The sequence below is a fragment of the Arcanobacterium hippocoleae genome (assembly GCF_031456295.1).
Lineage (GTDB): Bacteria > Actinomycetota > Actinomycetes > Actinomycetales > Actinomycetaceae > Arcanobacterium_A > Arcanobacterium_A hippocoleae.
In genome coordinates this window covers 226,170-250,238 of record NZ_JAVDUJ010000001.1, presented here as the reverse complement: position 1 = coordinate 250,238, position 24,069 = coordinate 226,170, and the positions used below count along the sequence as shown (strand labels likewise).

Below are 24,069 nucleotides of genomic sequence, written 5' to 3'. Positions count from 1 at the left end.
CGGTTAGACTTCGGCTCATTCTGCCGATTTGTAAGTAGCAACGAATTCTAGAACGGATTTAGAAAATACCTGGCTGATACTTTGCAGATAGGCATCGAATTTTTCGTCTATGGGTTTGCGTATCCAGGCACCGAGGATACCGCTAACTCCAGATGCCATGAAGGTGATGATAGCTTGCACATCACTCCTGCTAACATCCACATGGAAGCGCCGGATCCATATTTCTTGCAATACTTGTTTAAATTGCATTATCAGGACGTTGGCGCTGGCATCGCCAGCCACCAGCGATAGCCTTGCGATAGATTCCCTAGTTGCAGAATCGAGTTGCAGGCTGGCATGTGCTCCGGTCAGAAATCCTTCGACAAGGTCGATAAGGTTGACTGGGATTGACGTCGCGACTGCACGCCTAGCAAGGTCATCGATTGAATCGAAGTAATAGTAGAAAGTCGCTCGGTTGAGCCCTGCTTCCCGCACGATGGAGGCCACAGTAATGGATTTGTAAGAGCCTTTCGCGAGCTGTTTCCAGAAAGCCGTCACCATGCGCGCATCCCCGGAGGGAATACTTTCATCTTTTCTTGGCCTGGCCATCATCCCCTGCCCAACATTTACTGCTTGATTGCTGGTTTTATCTGTTCAAAATTCCTGAAACAATAAAATTATACAACAAGTGTCGGGTTTTTTGATTGGAGTACAGATGAGTGACGAAAATGTTGTATTTTGCGAAAGCATAACGAAAGTTCTCGGGAAGAAACCCCGTATCGACGGTCTCAATATTCAGCTCAATCCTGGGCGGGTGTACGCACTGCTCGGACCGAACGGTGCCGGGAAGAGCACCCTAATGAATCTAATCACCGGCCTGTATCGTCCGACGAGTGGAATAGTGCGCGTATTCGGGCTGGATCCAATCAAAGACGCCAAGCAGGTGCGCCGCATGGTTGGCTTGGTTCCACAAGATACCGCGCTCTACCCAGAGTTATCCGCTATTGAGAATTTGCAGTTCCACGCCGCCCTCTACGTCACCAAAACTCAACATGCAGCTCAACGAATCTCCAAGATCCTTGAACTTGTCGAACTCACCGATCGCGCAAAAGAGCCGGTTCGTACATATTCGGGCGGAATGAAACGCCGCCTAGCAATTGGACGAGCATTGCTGAGTGATCCGAAACTTCTACTGCTCGATGAACCAACATTGGGTGTTGATGTGCAGGGAGCCCATCGGATCTGGGATTACATCGAACGCTTTAAGACAGAAGGCCGCACCGTAGTGGTCTCCACGAACGTAATGACCGAAGCCGAGCGCTTGGCAGATGAAATCTTACTGCTCGACCAGGGCAAATTGATTGCCTTCGGCACACCTCAAAAACTCAAAGCAACAGTCGGCCAAAGTGTGACCCGCGTCGTCACCACACCAACCTTGGATGACGCGTTCTTAAACCTCACCGGCAGAAACCTCCGCGACTAGGAGCAAGACCATGCATATTCTCGCCATCATCGTTAAAGAAATACACAGCATCAAAGAAAATCCAGCGTTCAACGTAGCTACGATTATCTCTCCTTTGTTGTTTCTGCTCGCATTCACGGCCATGGTCTCTGGCGGCATCACACTTCCCGTTGAGACGCAGCCAAACCAAAGCCAATCACAATTTCTACAGTCTGCCGCCGCTTTCCAGGCACCCGACGGCACACCTTACTTGCAACTGGAATCCTCCTCAAAACCCGGCATGACACAAGCAAGAAACATCGATGGTTATACCGTCACCGACGAGCCGCAAGTGAACGCCGCAGGAATTTCAGGGTCAGTGACGCATGTAGTAACCGATGTCAACGCCAATATGACCAAGAATTACGCGAACCGGCTAACCGGAGCCGCCGTCAACTACATCAATCAACACCTAGACGCCGGTACGGTTGAGATTGTAGAACAAACTAGATATCAAGTAGATATCGGCTGGGATACAAGTTTCGCAGTCAACACGATAATCTTCGGCGCCATACTCGCAGGCTTCCTCTTTGGGCAACTTTCGATGACCAACGAATGGGAGAACAGCACCACGAAACTGCTTGCCCTCTCACCCAAACCCGCATCCATGATTGCAGGAGGCAAAATAATCGCGGCATTAATCAAATCAGCCGTCGCTACGGCAGTACTTGTTACCGTAATAGCGTTTATGTTCTCACTACCGATAAATCACCCATGGCATTTAGTCGGTGCAGCAACCCTGTTAGCAGCGACCTTTGCTTGTTTAGGATTGGTTCTCGGGATTATCGTTCGCTCCACCATGACGGCATTCCTTGTCTCACTCGTGATTTCACTGAGCCTATGGGTCGCTGGCGGCGGTTTCGGAGATTTATCCTATTTCGGTTCCCTTACACAAACAATCGGCATGCTTAACCCTGTAGCATACGGACTCAACGCTGCCCGGTACGCATACTTCGGCGGCACACTACAACCAATCACACTCCCACTCCTGGCTTCAGGCACAATTATCGTCGCATCCATCACGGTCATCGTGTTTTCGAAATGGATGCACAGCGAGCAGGTGGTATCATGAAACTTTTTCTCCAAGAGACACGAAAACTGGCCGCTTTGACCCGTTCAGATCCGAAATCACTCGCGGCAGGAATTATCGCCCCAACAGTGATCTTGATAATTTTTGCACTCACGTTCGGTAACTTCGCTGCGTTAAAAATCGCAGTCGTTAACAACGACACCGGCCCGATGGGCAATGAACTCACCTCGTCCGTGTTCACCCAAACCTCACCTTTAACGGGCAAACCTTACTTTGAAGCAGTTCCGACCACACTACTTGAGGCTACCCAGCTATATGAATCTGGAGCCATTAATGGGATTCTCACTATTCCAAGCGATTTCAGCGACGAACTCAGCTCTCACATACCTGCCCGTATCGGATACGAATTCAACAACTCAAATACCGACATGGCGAAAAACCTGCGGCTCTATCTCGACGAGGGCATCTACGACTTCTACACTCGACACTTGCCCGGCATGAATCTGCACATCAACACAGAGATGAAAGCACCAACTCAGTTAGACTGGTTTACCATTATCGCAGTCGGAATTTTCCTACTCGCCTTTCTAATGGGAGCAATGTTCAACTTTCTCTACCTATTCAACAAGGAACGCCAATACGCCACCCTCACCCAATACCGGCTCTCACCGAAACCATTACTAGCCACGTTCCTTGCCCGACTTACAGTAGCGTTGGCCGCGGGCCTCACTACAGCCGCAGTTAACGCTGCGCTCCTGCGGCTATTAACCAGTGTAAATCTAGCAGATCACGCCCTGCGCCTACTGCCGATACTTTTCATACTCGGCCTGGCTTTCATCTCCTACGCAGTACTGATCTCAATGCTTGTCAATAAATTTAGCGGCGCTGCAATGCTCGCCATGATTAGTGCCGTCGTAATCTGGTTCCTCTCCGGAGCTACTACCTCCGTCACCTACGCGAGTGGAGCACTCCTAAACATTGCACTTGCACTCCCCTCAAGCTATGGTCTAGCGCAAATCCGCGCCATTATATTCAACGTAGACCAAAGTGCAGGCGGTCTGCTAAACATTGAAAAAGGCTGGCTCGTCATGACTGCCTACGCACTCATCCTTACGATCACTGCCTATGGTGTCTATCGACGAAAGCTCAGCGCCGCAAGCTAAATCCTGGAAATCATGCTGGATCCGTACGACGCAATACCAGATACAGAAAGAAACGGAGAATATTAAACCAAAAGGGTGATCTAGCAATTCGCTAAATCACCCTTGAGGTTTTCTCAGTAACTACCGTCTGCGATAGGCAAGCAACGCGGCGCCTCCGGCGCTTAGCAGCACCAAAGCCGCAATCAAAGTCAACAGAGACGAGCCGGTCTTAGCTAGTTCCGCTACTTCCTTAGCAGGATGTGCCAGAGGAGAGCCTTTAATCTTTTGAATCTTTTCGATCTTTTGGATCTCAGCCTTAGCCGGCTGCAGCAACACCGGACCAGTAATACTCTTAATCTGCTTCTTCTCCGGCTGCAGCAACACCGGACCAGTAATACTCTTAATCTGCTTCTTCTCCGGCTGAATCAACGGCGAACCTTTAATACTCTCAACCGGCTTCTTCTCCGGCTGAATCAACGGCGAACCTTTAATACTCTCAACCGGCTTCTTCTCCGGCTGAATCAACGGTTCACCGGAAGTCTTGCTAACTGCTGGAGTTAGTTGAAGTCTCGAAGTAGCATCTGGCACACCCCAGCCTTTATATGCCACACCATTTAGCACATAGAAATAAGCCGCCCTAGCACCAAAGGAACCAATCCCGCCTGGCGCCAGCACCGTGTAACGACCATCTTTAAGGCCTTGCGGTAATTCCAGTGGGGCGTTTAGATTACCGTCAGCTCCAGCCATCACCTTTGGGGCAGAAATTTCTTTACCTGCCGGGTCTAATACTCGCAGAGTCACTTCAGAATTTGGCTTGAACACTTTGTCGGTAGATAGCGGGTCAGTATTGGTTGAAACGATCCGCAGTGTCTCTTCGTCGCTGGTCACATTAATCTGTGTTGAACGAGGCGCTTGTACTTTATATACTGCGTCCAGCTGGTAGCCGTGATTCTTGCCGACCGCAATCACGGAATAGGTGTCTTTAGCTGTAATTGGCAGCCAAAGATCCGCTAATAGCCGTCCTTCATTATTGGCCGCTACCGTAAGCGGAGTACCGACAGGCTGACCGTCAGCGAGCACCTTTATTTCAACCTTCTCTCCCGGTTCAAATGCATCCGGAACTGACTTATCTACCAGGCTAATCCCGTTGTGGCTTGGTCGGCTATCTAATTTGACCCGATCACCTGGCTTTGGCAAATGCGTATCTAATCTATCGCCAAAGAAATCCAATTCCAAATTTGCGCGTGTCAGTTTAGTAGTAGCCGACACTTCGTTGAATTTCTTCTTGCCATCTAGGCTCACGCACTTTGCTTTCAAAGTGTAATTCCCGGTTGGCCAAGTAGAAGAATTAATCGCAGCCTTACGGCCATTCTGGGTATTTTTCAGCGATACTTGCTTGCCACCAAAATACAATTCCACTTTTACGGTCTTTTTGTTTCGTACCGAGCATCCGGTGATATCCCAGCTCAAGGAACGCTTCGTCGGAATTTCAGAGAAAGCGAAAGTCTTAATCGTCATTTCGTTTTCTTGGGGATCCTCAGCAGTAATCACTAGCGGATCAGACGGCTTACCAGGATCTGGCGCTAGCCATTCGCCTCTATTACATTTACCTTCCACTTGGTAGGTACCACCTTGCCCATTAGTTGCGTAAGAGGTGTCTTTAGTCTTTTTCAACACCGGCTGCCCATCACGCTTCAAGGTAAATTCAGGCGTGTATGGAGATTTACAATCAGGCATAGACCACTGCAAAACAGTCTGTGCCCCAGAACCACTCTTGGTCAAAGTAATTGGATGTCCAACAGCTGCTTGAGCTGGGCTTTGCACCCAGACCCCTCCTCCTGCAGCTATCACAAATGCTCCCAGCAGAGCAGCTACCTTTTTCATATCTTAACTCCTAAACGAAGAAACATTATTAGGTAAGCCTTACCTAATCTTAAGATATGTTAAGGATTTATTGGGTTATTTGCAATTCTGGGCTAGATCCATGTGAGATTGAAGTCTCCGATTATCTTGGCGAAGATACGTTTTAGCTTGGATTATGCTCAAGTTTTGCGAGTTTGTAGATTAATGGCATGAGCTGATCAAATTTTGCAAAGGTCTGCTGCTGCTCGGGTGGGGGGCTTTTTCTGAGAACGCTCATATGCCAGTTTTCAGTGCAGCTGACAGATTGGAAGCAGCTTCGACGGGCGCTCCTGCGAAGCTGGAAAATAACGGTTACGCCTTAGCTTCTGTTAAGTACATATACCCGATTAGAATTCTTAGAATTCACATCCTGCGTCCCGCATCGCAGCCTGAATTGCTGAAACTGATCGTTCTAAAGCTTCTTTTTCCCACGTGTTAAGTTCATACACAAGTTTTGTTTCCAAACCAGCTGCTCCGATCACACATGGTTGTGAAAGCGCCACATCTCCATCATGGCCAAACTCTCCGCGTAATGTGGTTGATGCTGGGAACACCGCTTTTTCATCAAGCAATACAGCGCGAGCCATCGCAAGTGCAGTTTGGGCGACCCCGGCGTTCGTCCAGCCTTTACCGTTGAGCACATTGTAAGCTGAATCAACAACTTCTTGCGCAAGCTTTTCCGGATCGAGCGGCTCCATCTGATAAACATCTGACAAGTTGTCGGCGGGGATTCCTCCCACGGTGAGATGACTGAGCACGGGGAATGCTGCCATTCCGTGTTCACCCATCATGAATCCATATACTGCGCTCGGCGCTACCCCAGCTCTATCTGCCACAATCCGGCGCACACGTGCTGAATCTAGCGATGTGCCAGTGCCCCAGATCAGGTTTTCGGGGTAGTTGAATTCATTTTGCGCAATCCACACCATAGTGTCGAGCGGGTTGGTAATGAGAATGACGACGGCTTCTTGTGTGTGCGCCGAAATATCGCGCATTATCTGGCGAATATGCTTGGCATTTTCTACCGCAAGAATTGCGCGATCTGGTTTGGCGTGAGGATTCTCTGGGTCTTTCAGCATCGAGGGCCCTGCAGCAATGATGATGACGTCGGCGTCGGCGTAGTCCGCAGCTGTACCGGGATATACATCGACATTGCTAATCGTTAACGCGCCTGTTGCATGATGCTGATCAAGAGCTTCTCCTAAAGAAACGTCATTGAGGATATCAATCGTGGCAATTTCTCCGAATAGGTTCATTTTCATGGCGTCTGCCAAAACATAAGATCCAACATGACCTACACCAGTAACCACTAATTTGTGCGGCTTATGCATGCGTACTCCTTGAGACTATCGGGAACCACGTCGATATATAGCTGCTCCATGTGTATTCTATCAAAACTTTCTGGTGCCGCTATCGGCAGCGGCTCAGCGACGGCGCAGGTCATCTAGCTGTGCGTTGATTTATTGCTGTTATTGTTCGAGCTGGTTTTGCCTAGTTTCGAGTTGCTGGTAGCTTTCGAGTTACCGGTAGCGCAAAAGCAATACCCGCCGCGCGAACCTCCGCAATTAGTGCAGGCTCTTCGCAAACAAATCCGGATACGCATTTTGCATTGCTATGCGCCTGAGGCGCTCGGCAGGATTTTCTTCTCAGACGCCCTCATAATGCCAGTTCTCAGCACAACTGACTGATTTGCAGGCAGCTTCGACGGGTACTCTTCTGTGAAACTGGAGAATTCAAGCCAGCTGATAATTCCCGAAATGACGAATAGATTGGCTTGCCAATCAGAATCCTTAATGTCCACCACCAAGCAAATCTGACTTTCATCGGCGGCGCTTTCCGCAAAGAACTCGTTTTCCCACTCGTTTCGTCCGCGGTAGGCAAAGTCAAGGCATGGACAATTTTCAACCCCGCATCCTCCAGGCTCTGCAGTAAGATACTCAATCTGAGCTGCAAGCTTTGCGCGATCAAGGGAAACATCCGCATCTACCCAACCACGCATACAAATATGGCGAATAACGTCACTTTCGCTGCTAGTCAGTGGGCGCATCAAACCTCCCTCATCACGTGTCAAAACATTCGTCGGTATCTATCAGAGCGGTGAGAATGCTGTGGGATCTTCTGCCAGTTTTTTCCGAAATACCGCTGTGATAGCATCTGCATCACAAATTTCGTAGTACTCGCCGTCACGGGTTGCTTCGAGTTCTTCAACGTTGGCACCGTCTGAAATTGCTTGGTAAATTTCGAGTACCAAGTCCGCAACGACATTCAAGCCAAAATAGCGAAACCCCGCAACACCGGCGAGTATCTCACCTTCTTCAAGCAGATCATCGAGCGCATTTGCCATCCCGCCATTTTGAATCATTCCATCCAGCAGAAGCACTGCGCCGAGCATCTTGTCACCAACCCCGTCACCTTCGCCATCGACGGCACGGTTCCAAATATCATCTGCGCTACTCATACAGAAAGTTTAACCACAACTCAGATACGCTACACAATCTTTCACCCAGTTTCTTCATCTTTGTAGCATCTGCCGACGGCACTCTGCGGCCGACGAAGATAATCAGCGATTCATCTAAAACATTGCAGCAATAATTGCTGCATCAAAATAATCCGCGGCGGGTTCCTAACCAATATCTGCTGCCAGCCCAATTTTCCCACCTACTCAAAGAGAAGAAAAACTTGGATTCTTTCTGTTTTCTAAACGTCGATATACTTAATCGTAAAGGCACACTGACGATTAACCAGTAGATTCCACGGAGACAACATGGAACCTGTACATGGGGCATAAATTACATCTTGCCAGCGAGTTGGTGTGGCACGACTTTCTGTGTCTTGGAAGGAGCAGCTGATGTGGATCACCGGCGACGTCGAATTGCCCGATGAAATACTAGATGCCTATGAACGCGGTGAGCTCGTGTTTTTTGTCGGCGCAGGTGCTTCGGTGGGAGAACCTTCGAATCTTCCACTTTTTGAAGGACTCGCAAGACAGCTGGCTAAACTAGCCGCACACCCTTTTTCTAACAACGTCGCTCTAGACTTCTTCATTGGGCAGTTGGAGAAAATACCTCATGGATTTGATGTGCACCAACATACTCTCAATATTTTTTCTGATTCCGAGTCGAAACCCAATCAACTTCATGGTGCGATTGTCGACCTCGCGGGAATTGGTAAATCGTTCCGAGTAGTGACGACGAACTACGATAGTCATCTTACCTCTGCTGCAACTGAACGATCGATTACGGTGCCAGACATTTGGTATACCCCTGCTTTACCGCTCGGGAACGCTCCTTGGTCCTTTTCGATTTCTTTTTTCCATCGGCGATTGATTTAGCAAGCCACACATTTACGGCGGCAATGCCCGCGCCGATTCCGAGAGGCCCCATAAGAACTCCGGTACCAACTACAGCACCGGCTGCTTTCATCCATTCCTTAGACACATCTGCACGGGTAGTAGTGCCTGCAAGGATGGAAGGAGCCATCATGTTTGCTTTCGCCAAGAGTTCATTTCTGTGGTCTTCACTGTAGTTTTCCGGGTGATCCACAAGCACATCCAGAAGGACTTTCAGCATTTCAGTGTCTTCTGGCTTCTGAATCATTTCAGCATCAAGAACACTTCTCATGGCAATATACTGTGTTTTGGTTAGTTTATTGCGACCACTTTCAATATTGTTGATGGTCTGGCGAGTAACACCGATTTTTTCACCAAACTCCTCAGCTGTCCAACCAACGGTGCGTCGAATTAAAAGTAGATTGTCTTGCATACGAATTATTTCTTCCATATTCACACCTCCCATTTGTATACATAATAGCCATTGACAATAAATTTGTCAATGGCTTAAAAATTACTTTTTGCAAGATTACAAATAAAATAACCTCCTTGGTTTCATACACTACAACGACCGTTTTACACCGCAAAGGCACACTTTTAAATTCTTCCTTGTATCAAATTTTGAATAATTATTTCAGCACAATTTTTTATCCAAATAAGGCATAAGCATACAAAAAACCGAGGATCAAGGTACATAGTACCTTGATCCTCGGTTTCTGTTTTGACATCACAGCCACACCCTTACGGCAAAACCGCCTTTGAAAAAGTAGGTGTTCGTGTAATGTCCATCTGGTGGAGCCCAAGGGGCACGTGTCGAACTTATCGTTTTCCGCTCACATCTGATTCTACACTCCAGTCCTTCACTGGCAGTGCAAAGCGACGGGCATCAAATTACTAAGCTCTCCCCAAGGTGAGGTCTAATAGGTCAACGTGGGCAGCCCAGGGTACATCTAGCGGCTGTCGCCGCTAGAGATCATCAGGCGGGCCGCCTAATGGGATTGGGATTACTGAGCCTCTTCTGCGAAACTCGCGTCGTCACGGTCTTCGTGCGGACTCAACAGCCCGTTCTCATCGGGAAGCATCAAACGGCTTATCCCCATGATTTTTCGCTGATCCTCAGGCAAAGACTGCCGCGCGTTCCAGGCGTCGTAGGCGAAGTCTCTCCGTCCCAGCCGAATCGCCGACTCCACCACGAAATGACGACAACGGCGGAAGATGTCATCGGAAAGACCGGCTCCGGAACGCCAATGCAAATAAGCGTTCCCACCCGACATCATCGTGACCCTTGGAGTATATGCCAAGAAGAACGTATACTCTTGGACATCGATCCCTAGAACTAGAATTCTCACCCAACTATCTAAGTTCTCCAGCCACTCGAATGCTTTCTCCCCGACCTTCCCACCATAATCTTGGATATCGAAAACTGAAGGAAGAAAACTCGGCTTGGTCGTAATGAGGGGCCGACCCGGGGAGTAGCTCTTGCTTTGCTGGTACCCCTTCACCAGTGTCTCGAAGGCCAGGCGCAGGTACTGAAAAGCAAGCATGCGATCTTCGAGTGCGCCAGAGCTGCAGTCATCCGCTCGGTGTATGTACTCGCGCACCTTGGAATCACGCACAAATCCAAGCAGCGACACTTCGGCGAACGAGGTGTTGAGTCCTTGCACGGCTGCGTCAGCGAGGAAGTTGAGCCCGTTCGCGATGTGCCTGTCGATTGTCTGTTTGTTGCTTTGATTGCCGTGGTGTTTGAAGCCGACTCGGGCGTTATTCAGAGCAATCATGGCACCGCGATGGCCGGACAGATCCCCGCCCTGAGTTCTCATACGATCGCTGACGGCGTCAAATAACTTCGCGAAGTCCTTACTCGGAGTGGCCACTTGATGGGCCTCCGCAATAAGGCTCAGCATCGACTCGACTGCATCGTGGATGGTCGAGATGCTTACCGTGTTAAGCGGCTCCGGCTCCTTCGCTTGGTTCTCTGCAAGATCAGACTGGTATCTAACGAGGCTCAGCCACTCGACGTGTTCCCGCTTCAATTCCATGTGAGTCTCCTTCCCTACGACCATACTACTAAACAACAGGAGTGCCAAGACCGCAGCGAGAACCTTCTGGAGGCGAGAAAACAGGGGCAGTGTTGAGCTATCCCCTGCTCAATCATCTGCTGTTTGTGACCGTAGCACACGCGCCGTAACGCTAGGCGAACAGCAGTTCTGCTCGTATACGAGGAGAACCGAGAAGAGCGCTGCAAACGTGCCATTAAGGCCAAAAGCGCTAGACTGGGTGTGCCCTGTTCGCCATCAGGTTTCACAGTGGGGATGCGAGCAGAGAAAAAGAACCCCGATCCCCTCATCAGGGACTGGGGTCAGGCTAGGAGTCAACAGCTCAGGAAGACGAAGACCTCGCCATCCGGGACGTTAAGCACGTCGTAGTCGAAGCGAGCCTCGCGCTAATATGCGCCCTCATTGAAATAACTCACAGCCTCGTCAGGCCAGTTCCGCTGCATCTCCTCGAACGAGCTCAGGTCCGGGAGGTCGTTCGAGTCGAGAACACATAGCCGTTCTCGGTCCTGGCCAGCAGTGCAGGTCACTGCGCTTCTCCGACCTTATCGAACAGCTCACCCCACTGTAAGGCGGTCAAGGGGGACATCTCGCCAGTTCCCTGTGTGAAACCCTCGATGTTATTCAACGATCCCGTGAACTCGTCTACCGAACGCAACCACGCCATTCTCCGATAACCTCGGGCTAGCCTGGCGTAACTTACGCTTCCACCTGTCCCGCGCAAGGTCCCACACAGATCCGCTAATTCTCATTGGCGTAGCCTAGGAACTCCTGCATCGGATGGCGTTGCTCTTCCCATCTGGACACCACTCCCGCCGGACGAGGGCGTCGCTGTGTAGGGGTCAAGACCAATTCGTTCTTGGCCCTTGAGATCGCCACGAAGAACTCCGACCGGCAGTCTTCGATCATGTCTCCCCAGAAGAGCTGGCTCTCGACACCGAAGACCACGACCTTCTCGAACTCGAGTCCCTTGCTCTTGTGGATCGTAAGGATCCGGACAGCATCCTCTTCAGAAAGCCGCACCATAGCCGCTACGGGATCACCGTCCTTGTCGAGCTCTTGGTTGAACACGGCGATGGTATCCGCAATGACTTCCTCGAGCCGCTGCCCACGCTGGTATTCGGGCGAGAGGGCATGCAGAACCGGCAAGGTAATCATCTCCAGGAACTCTGCGATGGTTCTCTCCCAATCTGTCGGATTCGACCGTGCCGCCCGCCCCTCTCGGAATTGTTCTCGCCTCGCCGCCAAAAAACGAGTCATAGCTCTGGAGTTACGCAACGCTTTCTCCTCTGCCAGGCTGCTGGGGATGCACCTCCGCATAAGGTCCTCGTAGGCCGTTGAACTGCGATCATCGGCCACCGCCCGGATGAGATTCAGGATCAAAGCGGCTACTGGCTCAGCCGTCAGATCCTGATAACACTGCTCGTTACGCGACGCGATGCCAAGACCGTTCAGTTCACCGACCAGCAGTTGGCACACTAGCTCTGGCTGCTGACGTACCAAGCTGGCAATCTCGCTCGCCGGAACTCCTGCGTCGAGCCAGACCTTGATTCGACGTGCGATCTCCACTGCCTCATCCATGGATGAGGTGAAAGGTAGAACTTTGATCGAGCCTTCGTTGCCTGAAAGCTCTGCAAGTGGCACCGCGCCTTGTGGATCCATCACCTGAACCATGCGGTTCTGCATTCGGCGCAGCGCCGGGGCGGAGCGATGGTTCTGGTACAAAGTCAGTGCTTGAGCGTGGAAGTCCGTGGCGAAGGTTTGCATGATCCCGTCCAGCGCACCGGCCCAGCTCATGATACGTTGCTTGGTGTCACCGACAGCCGTGAGAATGGTGTTACTGCCGAGGAAGGCTTCCTTGAGTAACAAGTACTGGTCGCCTGTGGCGTCCTGGAACTCATCGAGGAAGACATGGGTGTACGTTTGTCGGATCACGTTTCGCGCGTACGGACTCTTCTGTAGGATTTCGAGTGCTAACGGCACCATCTGCTTGAAGGTTATCTGTTTGCGGGGAACGTGCTTTTCGCCAATCGTATAGTCCGGATCGAGGGACTTCGCTCCCGTCAACACGGGGCGGTAGTTGTCGATGATCCGCTTGGCGAACGCGTGGAAGGTAAGACTGTCGAATCGTAAGGCAAGTTGTTCGCCGCACCGCAGAAGAACGCGATCACGAATGTTCCGCGCCGCATCCACCTTGAACGAGATCGCCAGTATCCGATACGGATAGCGGCAGGTACCTGTCGTCAACAAGAACTCCGCCCGCTGGGACAGCAGTTCAGTCTTACCCGCTCCAGGACAGGCAGCCACAACGACATTAGACACCAACTGCTTGACTGCCCGTATGGCATTTGGCTCCAGCGTGATGCCGTCTGTCGGTTTCCAATCCTCTGGTCGGATCATTCTGGGATCGATTCCAGCCGTTGCTGAATGGCCTCCACCAACCGCTGAAGCGGCCCCGGCAGGGTCTCAAGCAGCTCTTCGTCTGTAAGCTTAGACATGGCAGCGATGTGACTGGCTGGTTTGCTGCCCCTCTTGAACTGCCTCATATACTCATCAAAGAGTTGAAGGTAGCCGTCGTCGAATCGGTCCACGTTAGCACGCGCCTTGCCAAGAACTGCCTCCTTAGTGGCCTCCTCTGGAGTCATCGTGGTGACCTTGTACGCATCGGGGTAGGCCTCCAACAGCATTAGGTCTAGGTCGAGCGGGTATGAGAAGAAAACGCCTTGCTTCTCTAGTTCTTTGAGCCAATTTGTGTCGTTAAATTGCGGGAAGTCAAGGTCTTCGTCCCAATTGGGGATCTTGTTTACTTCATCGTCGTCAAGCGTGCCAGGTCGGAATCTGTTCAGCTGTTTGGCGGCGTATTTCACCCTCCCCCAGCCGCCCTGGTAACGCCCGCAGTCGAGATCGAGCAGCGTAATGTACGGAATCCCTAGCTGCTCAAGCAGTCGCCAGAAATGATTGACATGACGACCGCCGAGTGGGACAATCGACACTGAAACATCGTCCTCAGAAATGCCAGTAGCAGCGAAAACCCGCGGGAGAACAATCTGCTCACTATCGCCCTCGACCAAGACAACGAGACGAGAGAAGTAGAGCTCAGGGTAGGCTAGCACAGCTTCGCGCACGTACTTTGCTGCCTCGCCAGTGGCGGGAGGCAGCACGATCGTGTGGACTGTCGTTGTGCGGTCCTCAGCCAACCGCAGGAACCGGATGTCTTCCGGCTCGGCACGGTGCAATAACGCTGGGGCATGCGTCGCAACGACACCCTGCACATCCTTCTTGTCGCATACCTCCCGGAGCTGCCGGATGATCCGGCCAAGGTATTGCGGAGCTAGGCTATTCTCCGGTTCTTCAAGAGCGATAACCATGTGAACTGGTGGCCGCAGCTGGCAGGTTCCTTGTCACCCAACACCTTACGCGTGACCCTTGCCATGCCAGGACGAGCGAGATATACAGCAGTGACTTCTGACCATCACTGAGTCGTTCAAAGCCGACCACGTCACCTACCGGCCCCGGTGTGAAGGTGACCGTCAGCTGACGCAACACACCCTCAATCTCGCCGCGTCCGAAGGCAATGGTCGGCTCCTTGAAGAACGCCCCCTTATGTAGAACAGCCCAAACTCGCTGGATCTCGAAACTGATATCGGTTACGGCATCGTTGTTAGCCATCGAGGTGGAGATTTCTTCCATCAAACGCGCCATACTGGATCGCTCTTGCGTCCAGTCGGCAGCTCGAAGCATCCGCCCGAGAAGAGAGGCGGTCGTGTACGCGATGTGGTCAAGGGGGTCGCGGCGTGCTGGCAGATAGTGCACCTCGATGGCTGCACGGTCATGGCGCGACATGTTCGATCGCTTAGTCGGCTCGCCGTGATCATCGACTTGGGTGATGTATTCGATTTTCTCGTCGATGTATCCGTCAGAGTCAAGGACTGCCGTAAGGCGGACTCGAATGCGTGGAAGCTCTCCTGGCACCTCTATCGCCATGTGGGCACAGAAGGGCGGAATCAACGGATGTTTTTCACCCTCGTCGGCTTTTCTCCTCAAACTCGATGTCGACCTCAATCCAGAGCTCGTTGTCTACCAGATCTCGGCCGACAGACGTAGGGACATGGAAGTCCTCAAGTTGTACGCGGCGGAGCGCAGGCGACGGACTGAAAAGCCGAGCTAGCGCGACAAGAGCAACTGTCTTGCCTGCACCGTTCGGGCCGAGGAGGAACGTGAGCTGGTTGAGCTTGATCTCGATTGGATCTGGCCCGAACGATTGGAAGTTCTTTAGCCGAAGTGTACGGATCCTCATGGAAGGTTGGGAACTCCTTGGTTGTCCGCCCAGTGTGGGCTCAATTTGAATGTGCTCGTGTCCACTCTATTCTAGTTCCGACGATTGACTCGAATGGGATGGACACACTGCCAACTGACAGTTTCCATCTATGTGATCTCCGCGTGGACGAGCAGGTGATGAGCAGGATTACCTCTGGATTACCTAAGGACACGACGATGCAGAGGCGATCACCAGGTCAGCGCCCGTGGTCTGCATGCGCTCCCACGCCTGAGCGACGTGAGCGTTGGCTTCATCGAGTTGGCGGGCGGTGAGTTCTTGAGCCACGCCTTGGGCAGACAGATCGTTTTCTACCCAGAACCCGCCCTCGAACACCAACCAGCGGGTAGCCAGCGAATAGCGGATCTTTGAGGCGTATTCGCCAGCGAGCGTGTCAGCCTGCCCAACATCTGTGAAATCTTCCGGTTTCAACCCCGTCAGCGCGGCATACACCTCTGGCGGCACGTAGCCAGGGCTGGTCGCAACCTTGGTGGCGAAACGTAGCACCGAAGCCCAAATATTCTCCACCTCGACACTCGGTAGGGGCGGTTCGCACAGCCCGGCCTTGCGATCAAACAGTTCACGGGCTTGCGGGCTATCCCCGTAGCGCACCAACACCCGCCCAGCAAACCGCGACAACGTGGCATTACGCGACCCTGGCGCAATCGCCTGCGTAGCAGTATCGAACGCGGCGAACATGTCCGCATCCACCGCCTCCACCAGCCACTCATCAACCAGTTTGTCGCCATCCTGAACCGTGGTCTCGGGTGCCGGGTGGCCGTAGATGAACCGACCAGCATCCACCGCATTAGCATCAAAGAAGCCGTATTTGGTGGCGAGTTGCTTCTTCAACCCCGCATACTTGTTCGCATCCGTCACGGGGGTGATTGGGAAATAGACGTGGAAACGTGGCCTGGCCGACTGGGCACCTTTTGTTTTCATATGGTTTCGGCTAGTAGCAGTCATAAACGCCACCCCCGGTATTAATCCAGCAAGGGTTTCTGGGGTTACCCAGTCGGCTGGCTCCTCGCTGTGATCGTTGTCCACATCCATCACCAAAGTGTTCGAGGACAAGAAATTCGCGCTCGAGCGTCGCCGGTCTTGATAATCGGCCACCACATGATCCAAACGCGCCACAGCTTCCAAATCAGCCGCCGTGCTGACTTCATGCCGGTTCGGGTAGACGGCGTTGTTGTGTTGGCCTGCGACAGTGGAGGTGTACATGGTCATTGGTTTCATAGGGTGACCTCCTCAAAATCGGCCGTGAAATAGCGGATGGGTTTACGGGCGGTTTTCGCCCAATCGATCTCTTTGGCCATGCCCTCACTAATCAACGGCTGATACACCCACACCTCGTCACAGCTAGCGAGGATCAGATGGTTGATACCAAACGCAACCCTGCGCTCGAACGGGTTTTCATCATCCATAAACTGGGTCAACAACAAATGAGGCGCGATAGGCGCGTAACCTGCCTCGACGGCGGTGGCGCAAAACTCGCGAGCCAGCCGCACGTTTCTGGCGATCTCGCCTCGGTAGGGTGAGCAGATGTACACCAGCGCCTTCGGGCAGTGTTCCGGCCGGTCGATACAGGCCAACGCATCGAAGGCAGTGAGGTCGAGGTAGCCTTCAGTGTTGCGTCTGGATAGTTTCTCACTCACGCCGCACCGCCTTGTTCGATCACCGGCAGCACACCTTGGGTTTTCAGCAAGTCGTAGATGAACAGGCGACCTTTTTGTGTCCAGTAGGTGTGGATGCGGGTGTGGCCGTCCTCGTCTATGACGTGAGTTTTGGTATCGGTGTACCCGTTACCGGAGTGGGGTTGGTACAACACCCATACCCCGGACTGTTTGTATTGCACGCCTAGCTCGTTGAGAAGCTGGTTGAGCCTGCGAGCCGAGTAACCGTAGTCCTTAGCGATCAGCGTGACCGGCACCGCATCTTTAGACTCCAACACCAAGTCGTAATACGAGATTTTCGGTGCGGCCTCCGCCAACGCCTGCTCGGCCGCTAGCCTCTTGGCTCGCTCCGCCCGCAACGTGACGAGAGCTTGTTCCAGCAGTTCGTCGTCGGCCAACAGCTCGTCGATGGCATACACCCCGTGCCTACGGATCGACGGGAGGACTTCATCGAACATCCACGACTCAAACTCGACCGCCGCTGGTAGCTTCGACGATGCGATCAACCGATACAAATCACCCTCGGTAATAAACCGGGTTTGCTGGATACCACCAGCAGTCTCAAGGGGGTAACGAAATGGACCCCCCCCTTGCAGTGGTCACGAATGGCTTTACCAGGGTTCTCATACCCCAGCGCGGTAGCGACATCACGGCCACAAAACATCACCTTGCCACCGTCGTCGATAGTGCGAATCGTTCCAAACCCTGCCCGGGTGAACACTCGTAGTGCTGTGTTTGCCATAATTTGGCTCCTTGTCTGAGAGCCAAATCAGTTATGTCCCACAGTCACCTGGTGTGGCTGCTTCAGGCTCTCACCGATACGCCCTTGAGCACCCCCAAAACCGGACGGGTAGGCCAGAGTTTTTTCCAAACTTCGGTGATGGCTCGTATCGAGTGCATTACGAGCGGCACAAGCTGGTGCTAAACTTGGGGGTAATCGTTCAGCCCGCCTCAACCCCTGGTTGGGGACGGGCTGGATTTCTGTTACAGACCAGGTGAGGTGTGGTTGGCTGGCGCGGGGGTTTGGTAGAGTTGTTCTCAACACGACGGGTTCCGCTGCCCGCTTCGGTGGGAGTCTAGGGCCGGTTCTCATTTTTCGTCTGGTACGAGGTGCGTGTGTGCTCTTCTGGCTTGCATGCGGATTTGGGTAGTATTGCTTCTATGACGTTGGGTTGAGCAGAGCTTCGCAGTCAACCCACTTAGACGGAGAGTCTGTTGATATTGATCTAGGGAGGTGAATTTTGTCTGCACTTAGTATTTACTGTGACGAGAGTACGCATCTGCCTCATGATGCCCAGCCATTTATGGTTTTAGGAGCAGTTGTCTGCCCAACAGCAAAATCGCGTGATGTTGCTGTACGACTTCGTGAAATCAGGGATAAGCATCAAATTCCTACAAGTTTCGAGATTAAATGGACAAAAGTCTCTCCGGCAAAACTCGATTTTTATCTCGACATAATTGATTATTTCTTCGATGACGATGACCTAAATTTTCGAGCCGTAGTTGCCCCCAAAAAAGGTCTTGACCATGAACGTTTCCAGCAAACACATGATGACTGGTACTACAAGATGATGTTTTATCTCATCCGTAACGTAATTCCAGCGCAGGACGAGGCCTATGTTTACTTCGACAAAAAAGACACAAATGGTCACCAGAAAATCATTCGACTGCGCGACGTTATAGCTAATGCAGAATACGACTTTAATCGCGGTAATATTCGCCGATTGCAAATAGTGGAATCCCATCATGTTGGTTTACTTCAGCTTGCCGATTTACTGATCGGTGCAGTGAATTACGCAAATAGAGGTGACGTAGCAAGCCAAGCTAAGTTACGTCTCATCGAGCGAATACGGCAGCGTTCAAGCGTGTCCTTAACCCGTACGACGTTACTTTCAGAAATGAAAATGAACATCTTTCGGTGGCGAGCACAAGGATGACTTCAAACCGCCGGTTTACTCCTGGTCAACGCTACAACCCGAAGGACATGACGCTCGATAACTATATCGAGGGTCTGTATCAGCTTTTTCTTTCAGACCTTATTACACGCCCACTCGCATGGAAAAATAATGGTTCAACAGTAAGTCTTCGTAGGCACCCTGAGATTGAGGGCCGCCATGCAGTTTTTTGGCACATCATCTCAGGCGGAACAGGTGCAGAAATGACACGGCAAATCGAGCACCAACGCTGCATCAGGATTCACTGGATACGATTACTTGTCGAAATCTTCAACGAAGAGTTCCCTCAAGAAACACAAATCCGTTGGTGGATTGACGAAAAACGAAGCAGCAGACATCGCTACGTCATAACTAGACCCGAATTTGACTACATCGTCGTAATCGAACAACGTGACAGCTACGCTCTCCTAGTAACCGCTTATTATGCAGAACAAGAGCATCGTCGCAGAAAACTTAAGCGCGAACACGACGATTTTTGGCAAAAACAAGAGCCGCCCAAAGAATGAACGGCCCCAGATACTCCTTCAACACCTGGTTGATGAGCTGACATCAGTCTAGCATCCAACCGCTCATCTGGCTAGCGAAACTACGAAGACATCAATCTTTGCGGTAGTAGTCGCATTCGTAGCCGTCGGCGGCTAGTGGTAGCCCGCCAGCCCAGTCGGGCGGACTGGTCATCAGTCCACAGATTTCTTGGATGGTGGCTGTGCGGGTTTCGATGATGATTTCATCGTGGATGTGCATCACGATCTTGTGCCCGGCTGCGGCTACTTGGTGCATGGCGTGGACGAGGATGTCTCGGGCGATAGCTTGGACGATGTTTTCGGTGAGTTTCCCACCATAAGTCTCGAGCCGGGCCCATTTACGGGCGGTGGTTAGGCCAGTGTAGGTGATAGAGGTGCCGCCGAACTGGTTTTCACCCAACCCCGGCTGCACATACGAAAGCCTCCTGCCAGACGGCAGCTCGACGAACAACATCCCTGCCTCAAAGCTGAACCGCAGATTCCGCAACCGCACTGAGCTTCTGGTGGTGATGGCTTCGATGGCTGCGGTCTCGATGTCTGCCCAGAGTTGGACGATGTTGGGGTTAGCCTGCCGCCACGCTTGGACGATGGGTTTCAGTTCTGCCTCGGATAAGCCCATGCGTAGTGCCCCCATTGCCTTCAACGCACCTACGGAGCCGCCATAGCCACAGGCCAAAACTGCGATTTTCCCTTTCTGCCGCAACTCACTGTTGGCACCGTGTTTTTCGACGGGGACATTGAACATGCGGGATGCGGTTTCACAATACAAATCCTTACCGTCACGGAACGCATCCAGGGTGGTTTCTTCTCCTGCCAGCCAGGCGATGACGCGCGCTTCAATGGCAGAAAAGTCCGCGACGATGAATCGGTTACCGGGGCTGGGGATGAACGCGGTTCGAATCAACTGTGAGAGGGTGTCGGGCACGGAGTCGTAAAGCAACTGGAGGGCTTCGAGGTTGCCTTGACGCACGAGGGTGCGAGCCGGGGTGAGGTCTGGCAGGTAATTCCTTGGCAGATTCTGTACCTGCACCAATCGCCCTGCGAACCTGCCTGTCCTGCCCGCGCCATAAAACTGAATCAAACCTCTGGCTCTGCCATCTTGGCCTTTGGCGTGTTGCATCGCCTGATACTTCTTCACTGAGCTTTTCGCCAGTTCGCTGCGTAACTGCAGCGCCTCGCGAACCTCGCCGTCGGCGGTTTCTAGGGCTTGTTCGACTTCACTTTTGGCGAGCCCATTCATGTAGCAGCCGCGTGTGGCGAGCCATTCTTTGAGCTGGATTGGCGAGTTCGGATTCTCTAACCCCGTCACCGCCCTGGCTCTAGCTAACGTTGCCTCACGGTGCTGAGCATCGATGGCGACCGCGCTATCAACCAGGCGGTGTCGAGTAGGACTCCTGTGTCGTTGATGCGTTGATCTAGCACGTAGGCCGTCCACTCGGCCTTGGGCATCGGGTGTTTCGCTAACCGGTGCTGGATTGCTTGTTCCACCTCGACGTCACGGGCGTTATGCGTTTGAATCTTGCCCAGCCGGCCGGGTCGGATGCGGGTAGGTTGCGGTTGGTGCCGTTGGAGAGGATGTTGGCTTCGGTGGGTGTGCAGAACTGGCGGATTAGGCGTTTACCAGCAGCATCCTTCTGCACATCAAGCCGGAGGGTTTTAGCAACATGGTCGAGACTCATCGGCAAACCCAGATAAGCCGCCCAGATCATGGTGCAACGCCACTGTGCCGGGTCAAGAAACCCGGTTGGCAACAAGCCCGGATGGTGTTTTCGTAGCCATGCGGAGAGGCAGACCCGTTCGAAGGTGGCGTTGAATGCCCACTTCACCACACCAGGGTCAACCAGCCCCTCAAGAACCTCAGTAGGTAGGGCTTCACCTTGGGCAAAGTCAACCACCCGCACCGGCAAACCGTCAACCGCATAAGCAAACAACAACACCTCAAAATCTGGGTGCTCCGCGTACGGGTAGACCCCAGTCTTGGCGAGGTTCACGGGGCTGAAAGTCTCAATATCGATTGCTATGGTGCGCAAAGTTTCGTCCTAGAGATAAGGGTGGGAGCCAACCAGGGCGTGTCGGCCCCCACCATATAGAAAGGGTTGGTTAGTTGAGGTTGAGTTTCTCGGCCAGTTCTTCACGGAGCTTTCTTAGCCGCCGCAGCTCAAACCAATTGGTGATTAATGTCCCTAGAGCGACACCAACGCAGGCCCAAAGCAGGGTGACGGTATTTGCCCAAAGGGCGGCTTCGTAACAGGCTTCATTCATCATGGTCTCCTTAGTTGAGGAAGTCATCGTCGGTGGTGAACGCACCAAAGTCAGACTCAGCACTCACTCGGCCGCCGCCCAAAGGTTCGCCATCTCGTAGCTTTTGGATATTACCCAACCCACACGCAATACCACGGTTACCGTTCGTGTTGAACGCATAGAAGCTGAGGCTGACGCGGGCGTAGCAGCCGGAATACACCTCGGAACGATCCAGGATCGGCTGGACATGCTCATCCACAATCTGCGGAGCCGTCACGGAATTAGCGTTAACAAAATAGGCGTTCTTATATGCGTCGTCATCACGCTCCACGTCACCGTCACGAAGCGGCAACTTGAGCGCTGCCTTATTCGGACGTTTGCCACCAAACTTCGCAATACCCGCTTCGATAGCGGCATCGATGGCACGCTCGATTTTGCCGATAGTAGTGATATCGGTTTTGGGGATGATTAGGGAGACGGAGTATTTGGGTTTTCCGCCCTCGACAGCGGTCGCATCCCACACATGCGCATAAGACAGGCGCACTTCACCGGTGACCACACGGGTCAAATTCGTAGTATTCGTTGACATAGTTTTCTCCTTACTTGTTGTTTGGTTGGAAGTCGGTGGCCGCATCAGCGACCTGAATAGCGGGACGCTTATCGCCCTCAGGGACAAGGCACGGTTTACCTGCAGGTTTTGTGACGAGTGAGCCGAGGATTTCAGCAAACCGAGCCTTACCGAGCTGCTTCTCCAAAGCAGTGATAGTTTTCAATTTCTGCTCGAACACATCCACAACCCCAGCCTTGACGAGTGTCTCAGCAGCTTGAGTTTCGTTGGTGTAGCGGCGGATGGAGCGGCCTTCAACGAGCTTGAAACCAGCCCAGACCTTGCCCTGATTCATAGCCATTGACAAGGCGTAGGCCTCAACATCAGCAGCCCAAGATTTGAGCTGTGGGATCCGTGTGAGCACGTCGGCAATCTCCACGTCGGACAGTTCGGCTGGTGGCGCGAACTCCAGCTTGGCAAGCGCCAGGTTGGCCTCGGCACGTGCCCGACAGGTGGGCGCGAGTTTGCAAAAAAACACCACGACCCCGACCGGAACTCGCCCTCACCCTGAGCAGCCAGCTCGGCGATTGGTTTAACCTGAGTTTCGGCCCAGTTGAGAAGCTCGGTGACGGGTATCTGCCAGGTTGAGACGTTGCCGCGGCGGGGCTGGAAAATCGTCAACGTCACTGTCTCGATGTCATACAAGTCACCGAACGCGTAGAGTGCCCCCAGGGCGTAGAGCATGAGCTGCGGATTCCGCTCCGCATCAACAAGCACGCCTTGGCCGTATTTCAGATCAATGATGTGCAAGGTCGGCTCCGCGATAATCACCACATCACCAGTACCAAAACCACCCGGCACCACATGAGAAAAATCCAGCCGCTGCTCAACCAACACCTGCGGATCACCACAGGTCTCCCGCGCCAGCGAGATATGCTCCTGGACGAACGACACGTAGTCATCGGTCAGGCGCTCCATCTCCTCGTCGATCCAGTCGGACTCTGGCTTGAAAGTGGATGCTTGGTGGAGGGCGCGGCGTAGCTTCCACTCCGCTAAAGCGTGAGCTGCAGTTCCTTGCTCGGCAGCAGACGACGAAGAATCCGGCTCACCAGACTCCAGACGTGCCGAGGGCGTGCAATTCAACCACCGGTGCGCACCAGAAGCAGACAACAAAGCATGATCAGAGGTCGCCATCAGCCAACCCCTTAGCCTGCTCCAACAACCACGAATACTTGGCTGGGTCAACCGCAGAAAGCCTGTCCGCACCCGCAGCGACAATCAACTCCCGCACCTTCACCGTCAACCCCTGAGAGGACAAGGCGGCCAGCACGCCACGCACCTGCTCTAACGACACAGGTTTAGGTGTTGGTTCAGGTGCAGGTGCTGGTGTAGGTTCGGGGGCCTGCGAGTGGGTGGCTCCATATTCGGCTACCGCTTCCTCTAGTGCGGGTTGTGCCAGCTGGGCTGCCGCGATAGGACGAGCACCAGACATTCCCGCGTGATCCTCAAACCCCTCCCACGCCAGCCGCTCCACATCCACCGCCAACCCGGTAACCAACTCAGCCACCTGATTCAACGCGGCAATCACATAATTCGCATCCGACACGTTCACGACCGATCACCACCACTACCAGCGACACCAACCGCATGGGCTAAAGCCATCAGATCGTCGTCGGGTTCGACGTGTTGAATTTCTACACTGGTTGCTTCAGTGCCTGGCAGTATGATGGCCATCTTGTGGCGTGGTTTAGTGGTGCCGAAAATAGTGCGCAGTATCCGCTTACTCGGCTGGATTTCTTTTGTTGAGAGCAGCGCCTCAGGATTGGGGTGTTTGCCGATTTTGACTTTGAGTTTTGTACTCATCTTTCTTCTCCT

26 protein-coding genes and 1 pseudogene are annotated in these 24,069 nt (G+C 52.7%); 5 read left to right on the top strand and 22 right to left on the bottom strand.

Features of this window, described 5'->3' with window-relative positions; all coding sequences use genetic code 11:
* Window positions 1–15 precede the first annotated feature (15 nt).
* Window positions 16–591: a TetR/AcrR family transcriptional regulator gene (locus J2S36_RS01185; RefSeq protein WP_309954722.1), complete on the bottom strand. Its 576-nt coding sequence runs from the start codon at window positions 589–591 to the stop codon at window positions 16–18.
* A gap of 103 nt (window positions 592–694) precedes the next feature.
* Between J2S36_RS01185 and J2S36_RS01180 the strand changes: the two genes are divergently transcribed.
* From J2S36_RS01180 to J2S36_RS01170, 3 genes are read left to right on the top strand one after another with little or no spacing between them, the layout of a single operon-like run.
* On the top strand, window positions 695–1,462 hold the full coding sequence (locus J2S36_RS01180) for an ABC transporter ATP-binding protein (RefSeq protein ID WP_309954720.1): 768 nt from the start codon (window positions 695–697) through the stop codon (window positions 1,460–1,462).
* A 10-nt stretch (window positions 1,463–1,472) separates the two neighbouring features.
* Entirely contained in the window at window positions 1,473–2,552 is a 1,080-nt protein-coding gene (locus tag J2S36_RS01175) for an ABC transporter permease (RefSeq protein WP_309954718.1), read from the top strand.
* Complete coding sequence (locus tag J2S36_RS01170) at window positions 2,549–3,673, top strand: ABC transporter permease (protein ID WP_309954716.1); 1,125 nt, start codon at window positions 2,549–2,551, stop codon at window positions 3,671–3,673. Before J2S36_RS01175 ends, J2S36_RS01170 begins: the two co-directional genes overlap by 4 nt.
* 120 nt (window positions 3,674–3,793) lie before the next feature.
* Here the strand turns inward: J2S36_RS01170 and J2S36_RS01165 are convergent, their stop codons facing one another.
* From J2S36_RS01165 to J2S36_RS08650, 14 genes are all read right to left on the bottom strand, one after another.
* Window positions 3,794–5,536, bottom strand: a complete 1,743-nt coding sequence (locus J2S36_RS01165; protein WP_309954715.1) for a hypothetical protein — start codon at window positions 5,534–5,536, stop codon at window positions 3,794–3,796.
* 374 nt (window positions 5,537–5,910) lie between these two features.
* Window positions 5,911–6,885 carry a lactate/malate family dehydrogenase gene (locus J2S36_RS01160; protein WP_309954713.1) on the bottom strand — a complete coding sequence of 325 codons (975 nt, stop codon included), beginning with the start codon at window positions 6,883–6,885 and terminating at the stop codon, window positions 5,911–5,913.
* 281 nt (window positions 6,886–7,166) lie between these two features.
* A complete protein-coding gene (locus J2S36_RS01155; RefSeq protein WP_309954711.1) occupies window positions 7,167–7,601 on the bottom strand; it encodes a hypothetical protein in 435 nt (144 codons plus the stop codon).
* A gap of 42 nt (window positions 7,602–7,643) precedes the next feature.
* Window positions 7,644–8,012 carry a hypothetical protein gene (locus J2S36_RS01150; RefSeq protein WP_309954710.1) on the bottom strand — a complete coding sequence of 123 codons (369 nt, stop codon included), beginning with the start codon at window positions 8,010–8,012 and terminating at the stop codon, window positions 7,644–7,646.
* A 778-nt stretch (window positions 8,013–8,790) separates the two neighbouring features.
* Window positions 8,791–9,333: a helix-turn-helix transcriptional regulator gene (locus tag J2S36_RS01145; protein WP_309954708.1), complete on the bottom strand. Its 543-nt coding sequence runs from the start codon at window positions 9,331–9,333 to the stop codon at window positions 8,791–8,793.
* 553 nt (window positions 9,334–9,886) lie between these two features.
* Window positions 9,887–10,921, bottom strand: a complete 1,035-nt coding sequence (locus J2S36_RS01140; RefSeq protein ID WP_309954706.1) for a hypothetical protein — start codon at window positions 10,919–10,921, stop codon at window positions 9,887–9,889.
* A 756-nt stretch (window positions 10,922–11,677) separates the two neighbouring features.
* On the bottom strand, window positions 11,678–13,336 hold the full coding sequence (locus J2S36_RS01135; RefSeq protein WP_309954705.1) for a UvrD-helicase domain-containing protein: 1,659 nt from the start codon (window positions 13,334–13,336) through the stop codon (window positions 11,678–11,680).
* Window positions 13,333–14,304, bottom strand: a complete 972-nt coding sequence (locus J2S36_RS01130; RefSeq protein ID WP_309954703.1) for an ATP-dependent nuclease — start codon at window positions 14,302–14,304, stop codon at window positions 13,333–13,335. The genes J2S36_RS01135 and J2S36_RS01130 overlap by 4 nt, the downstream gene beginning before the upstream one ends.
* A complete protein-coding gene (locus tag J2S36_RS01125) occupies window positions 14,288–14,980 on the bottom strand; it encodes a hypothetical protein (protein WP_309954702.1) in 693 nt (230 codons plus the stop codon). The genes J2S36_RS01130 and J2S36_RS01125 overlap by 17 nt, the downstream gene beginning before the upstream one ends.
* Window positions 14,955–15,233, bottom strand: coding sequence for an AAA family ATPase (locus J2S36_RS08600; RefSeq protein WP_374717322.1), 279 nt, complete (start codon window positions 15,231–15,233; stop codon window positions 14,955–14,957). Before J2S36_RS08600 ends, J2S36_RS01125 begins: the two co-directional genes overlap by 26 nt.
* A 183-nt stretch (window positions 15,234–15,416) precedes the next feature.
* Window positions 15,417–16,490, bottom strand: a complete 1,074-nt coding sequence (locus J2S36_RS01120; RefSeq protein ID WP_309954700.1) for a primase alpha helix C-terminal domain-containing protein — start codon at window positions 16,488–16,490, stop codon at window positions 15,417–15,419.
* Window positions 16,487–16,909, bottom strand: coding sequence for a DUF7768 domain-containing protein (locus tag J2S36_RS01115; protein ID WP_309954698.1), 423 nt, complete (start codon window positions 16,907–16,909; stop codon window positions 16,487–16,489). The genes J2S36_RS01120 and J2S36_RS01115 overlap by 4 nt, the downstream gene beginning before the upstream one ends.
* Window positions 16,906–17,433: a phage antirepressor KilAC domain-containing protein gene (locus J2S36_RS01110; RefSeq protein ID WP_445344341.1), complete on the bottom strand. Its 528-nt coding sequence runs from the start codon at window positions 17,431–17,433 to the stop codon at window positions 16,906–16,908. Before J2S36_RS01110 ends, J2S36_RS01115 begins: the two co-directional genes overlap by 4 nt.
* Window positions 17,430–17,669, bottom strand: a complete 240-nt coding sequence (locus J2S36_RS08650) for a BRO family protein (protein ID WP_445344340.1) — start codon at window positions 17,667–17,669, stop codon at window positions 17,430–17,432. The genes J2S36_RS01110 and J2S36_RS08650 overlap by 4 nt, the downstream gene beginning before the upstream one ends.
* A gap of 499 nt (window positions 17,670–18,168) precedes the next feature.
* On the opposite strand from J2S36_RS08650, the gene J2S36_RS01105 reads away from it, so the two are divergent.
* Window positions 18,169–18,864, top strand: coding sequence for a DUF3800 domain-containing protein (locus J2S36_RS01105; RefSeq protein WP_309954696.1), 696 nt, complete (start codon window positions 18,169–18,171; stop codon window positions 18,862–18,864).
* Window positions 18,861–19,388: a hypothetical protein gene (locus tag J2S36_RS01100; protein ID WP_309954694.1), complete on the top strand. Its 528-nt coding sequence runs from the start codon at window positions 18,861–18,863 to the stop codon at window positions 19,386–19,388. The genes J2S36_RS01105 and J2S36_RS01100 overlap by 4 nt, the downstream gene beginning before the upstream one ends.
* 91 nt (window positions 19,389–19,479) lie before the next feature.
* On the opposite strand, the gene J2S36_RS08645 is transcribed toward J2S36_RS01100, so the two are convergent.
* The 7 genes and pseudogenes from J2S36_RS08645 to J2S36_RS01070 form a co-directional block, all read right to left on the bottom strand.
* A complete protein-coding gene (locus J2S36_RS08645) occupies window positions 19,480–20,715 on the bottom strand; it encodes a DNA polymerase (protein WP_445344339.1) in 1,236 nt (411 codons plus the stop codon).
* A 151-nt stretch (window positions 20,716–20,866) separates the two neighbouring features.
* On the bottom strand, window positions 20,867–21,436 hold the full coding sequence (locus tag J2S36_RS08640; RefSeq protein ID WP_445344338.1) for a hypothetical protein: 570 nt from the start codon (window positions 21,434–21,436) through the stop codon (window positions 20,867–20,869).
* A 70-nt stretch (window positions 21,437–21,506) separates the two neighbouring features.
* Window positions 21,507–21,671: a hypothetical protein gene (locus tag J2S36_RS01090; protein ID WP_309954692.1), complete on the bottom strand. Its 165-nt coding sequence runs from the start codon at window positions 21,669–21,671 to the stop codon at window positions 21,507–21,509.
* Window positions 21,672–21,678: 7 nt separating this feature from the next.
* On the bottom strand, window positions 21,679–22,236 hold the full coding sequence (locus tag J2S36_RS01085) for a DUF2815 family protein (RefSeq protein WP_309954690.1): 558 nt from the start codon (window positions 22,234–22,236) through the stop codon (window positions 21,679–21,681).
* A 10-nt stretch (window positions 22,237–22,246) separates the two neighbouring features.
* Window positions 22,247–23,388, bottom strand: a pseudogene (locus J2S36_RS01080) (DUF2800 domain-containing protein).
* Window positions 23,375–23,806 (bottom strand): hypothetical protein, encoded by a 432-nt coding sequence (locus J2S36_RS01075; RefSeq protein ID WP_309954688.1) that lies wholly within the window; start codon window positions 23,804–23,806, stop codon window positions 23,375–23,377. The pseudogene J2S36_RS01080 and the gene J2S36_RS01075 overlap by 14 nt, the downstream one beginning before the upstream one ends.
* Window positions 23,803–24,057: a hypothetical protein gene (locus tag J2S36_RS01070; RefSeq protein ID WP_309954686.1), complete on the bottom strand. Its 255-nt coding sequence runs from the start codon at window positions 24,055–24,057 to the stop codon at window positions 23,803–23,805. The genes J2S36_RS01075 and J2S36_RS01070 overlap by 4 nt, the downstream gene beginning before the upstream one ends.
* Between the last annotated feature and the right edge of the window lie 12 nt (window positions 24,058–24,069).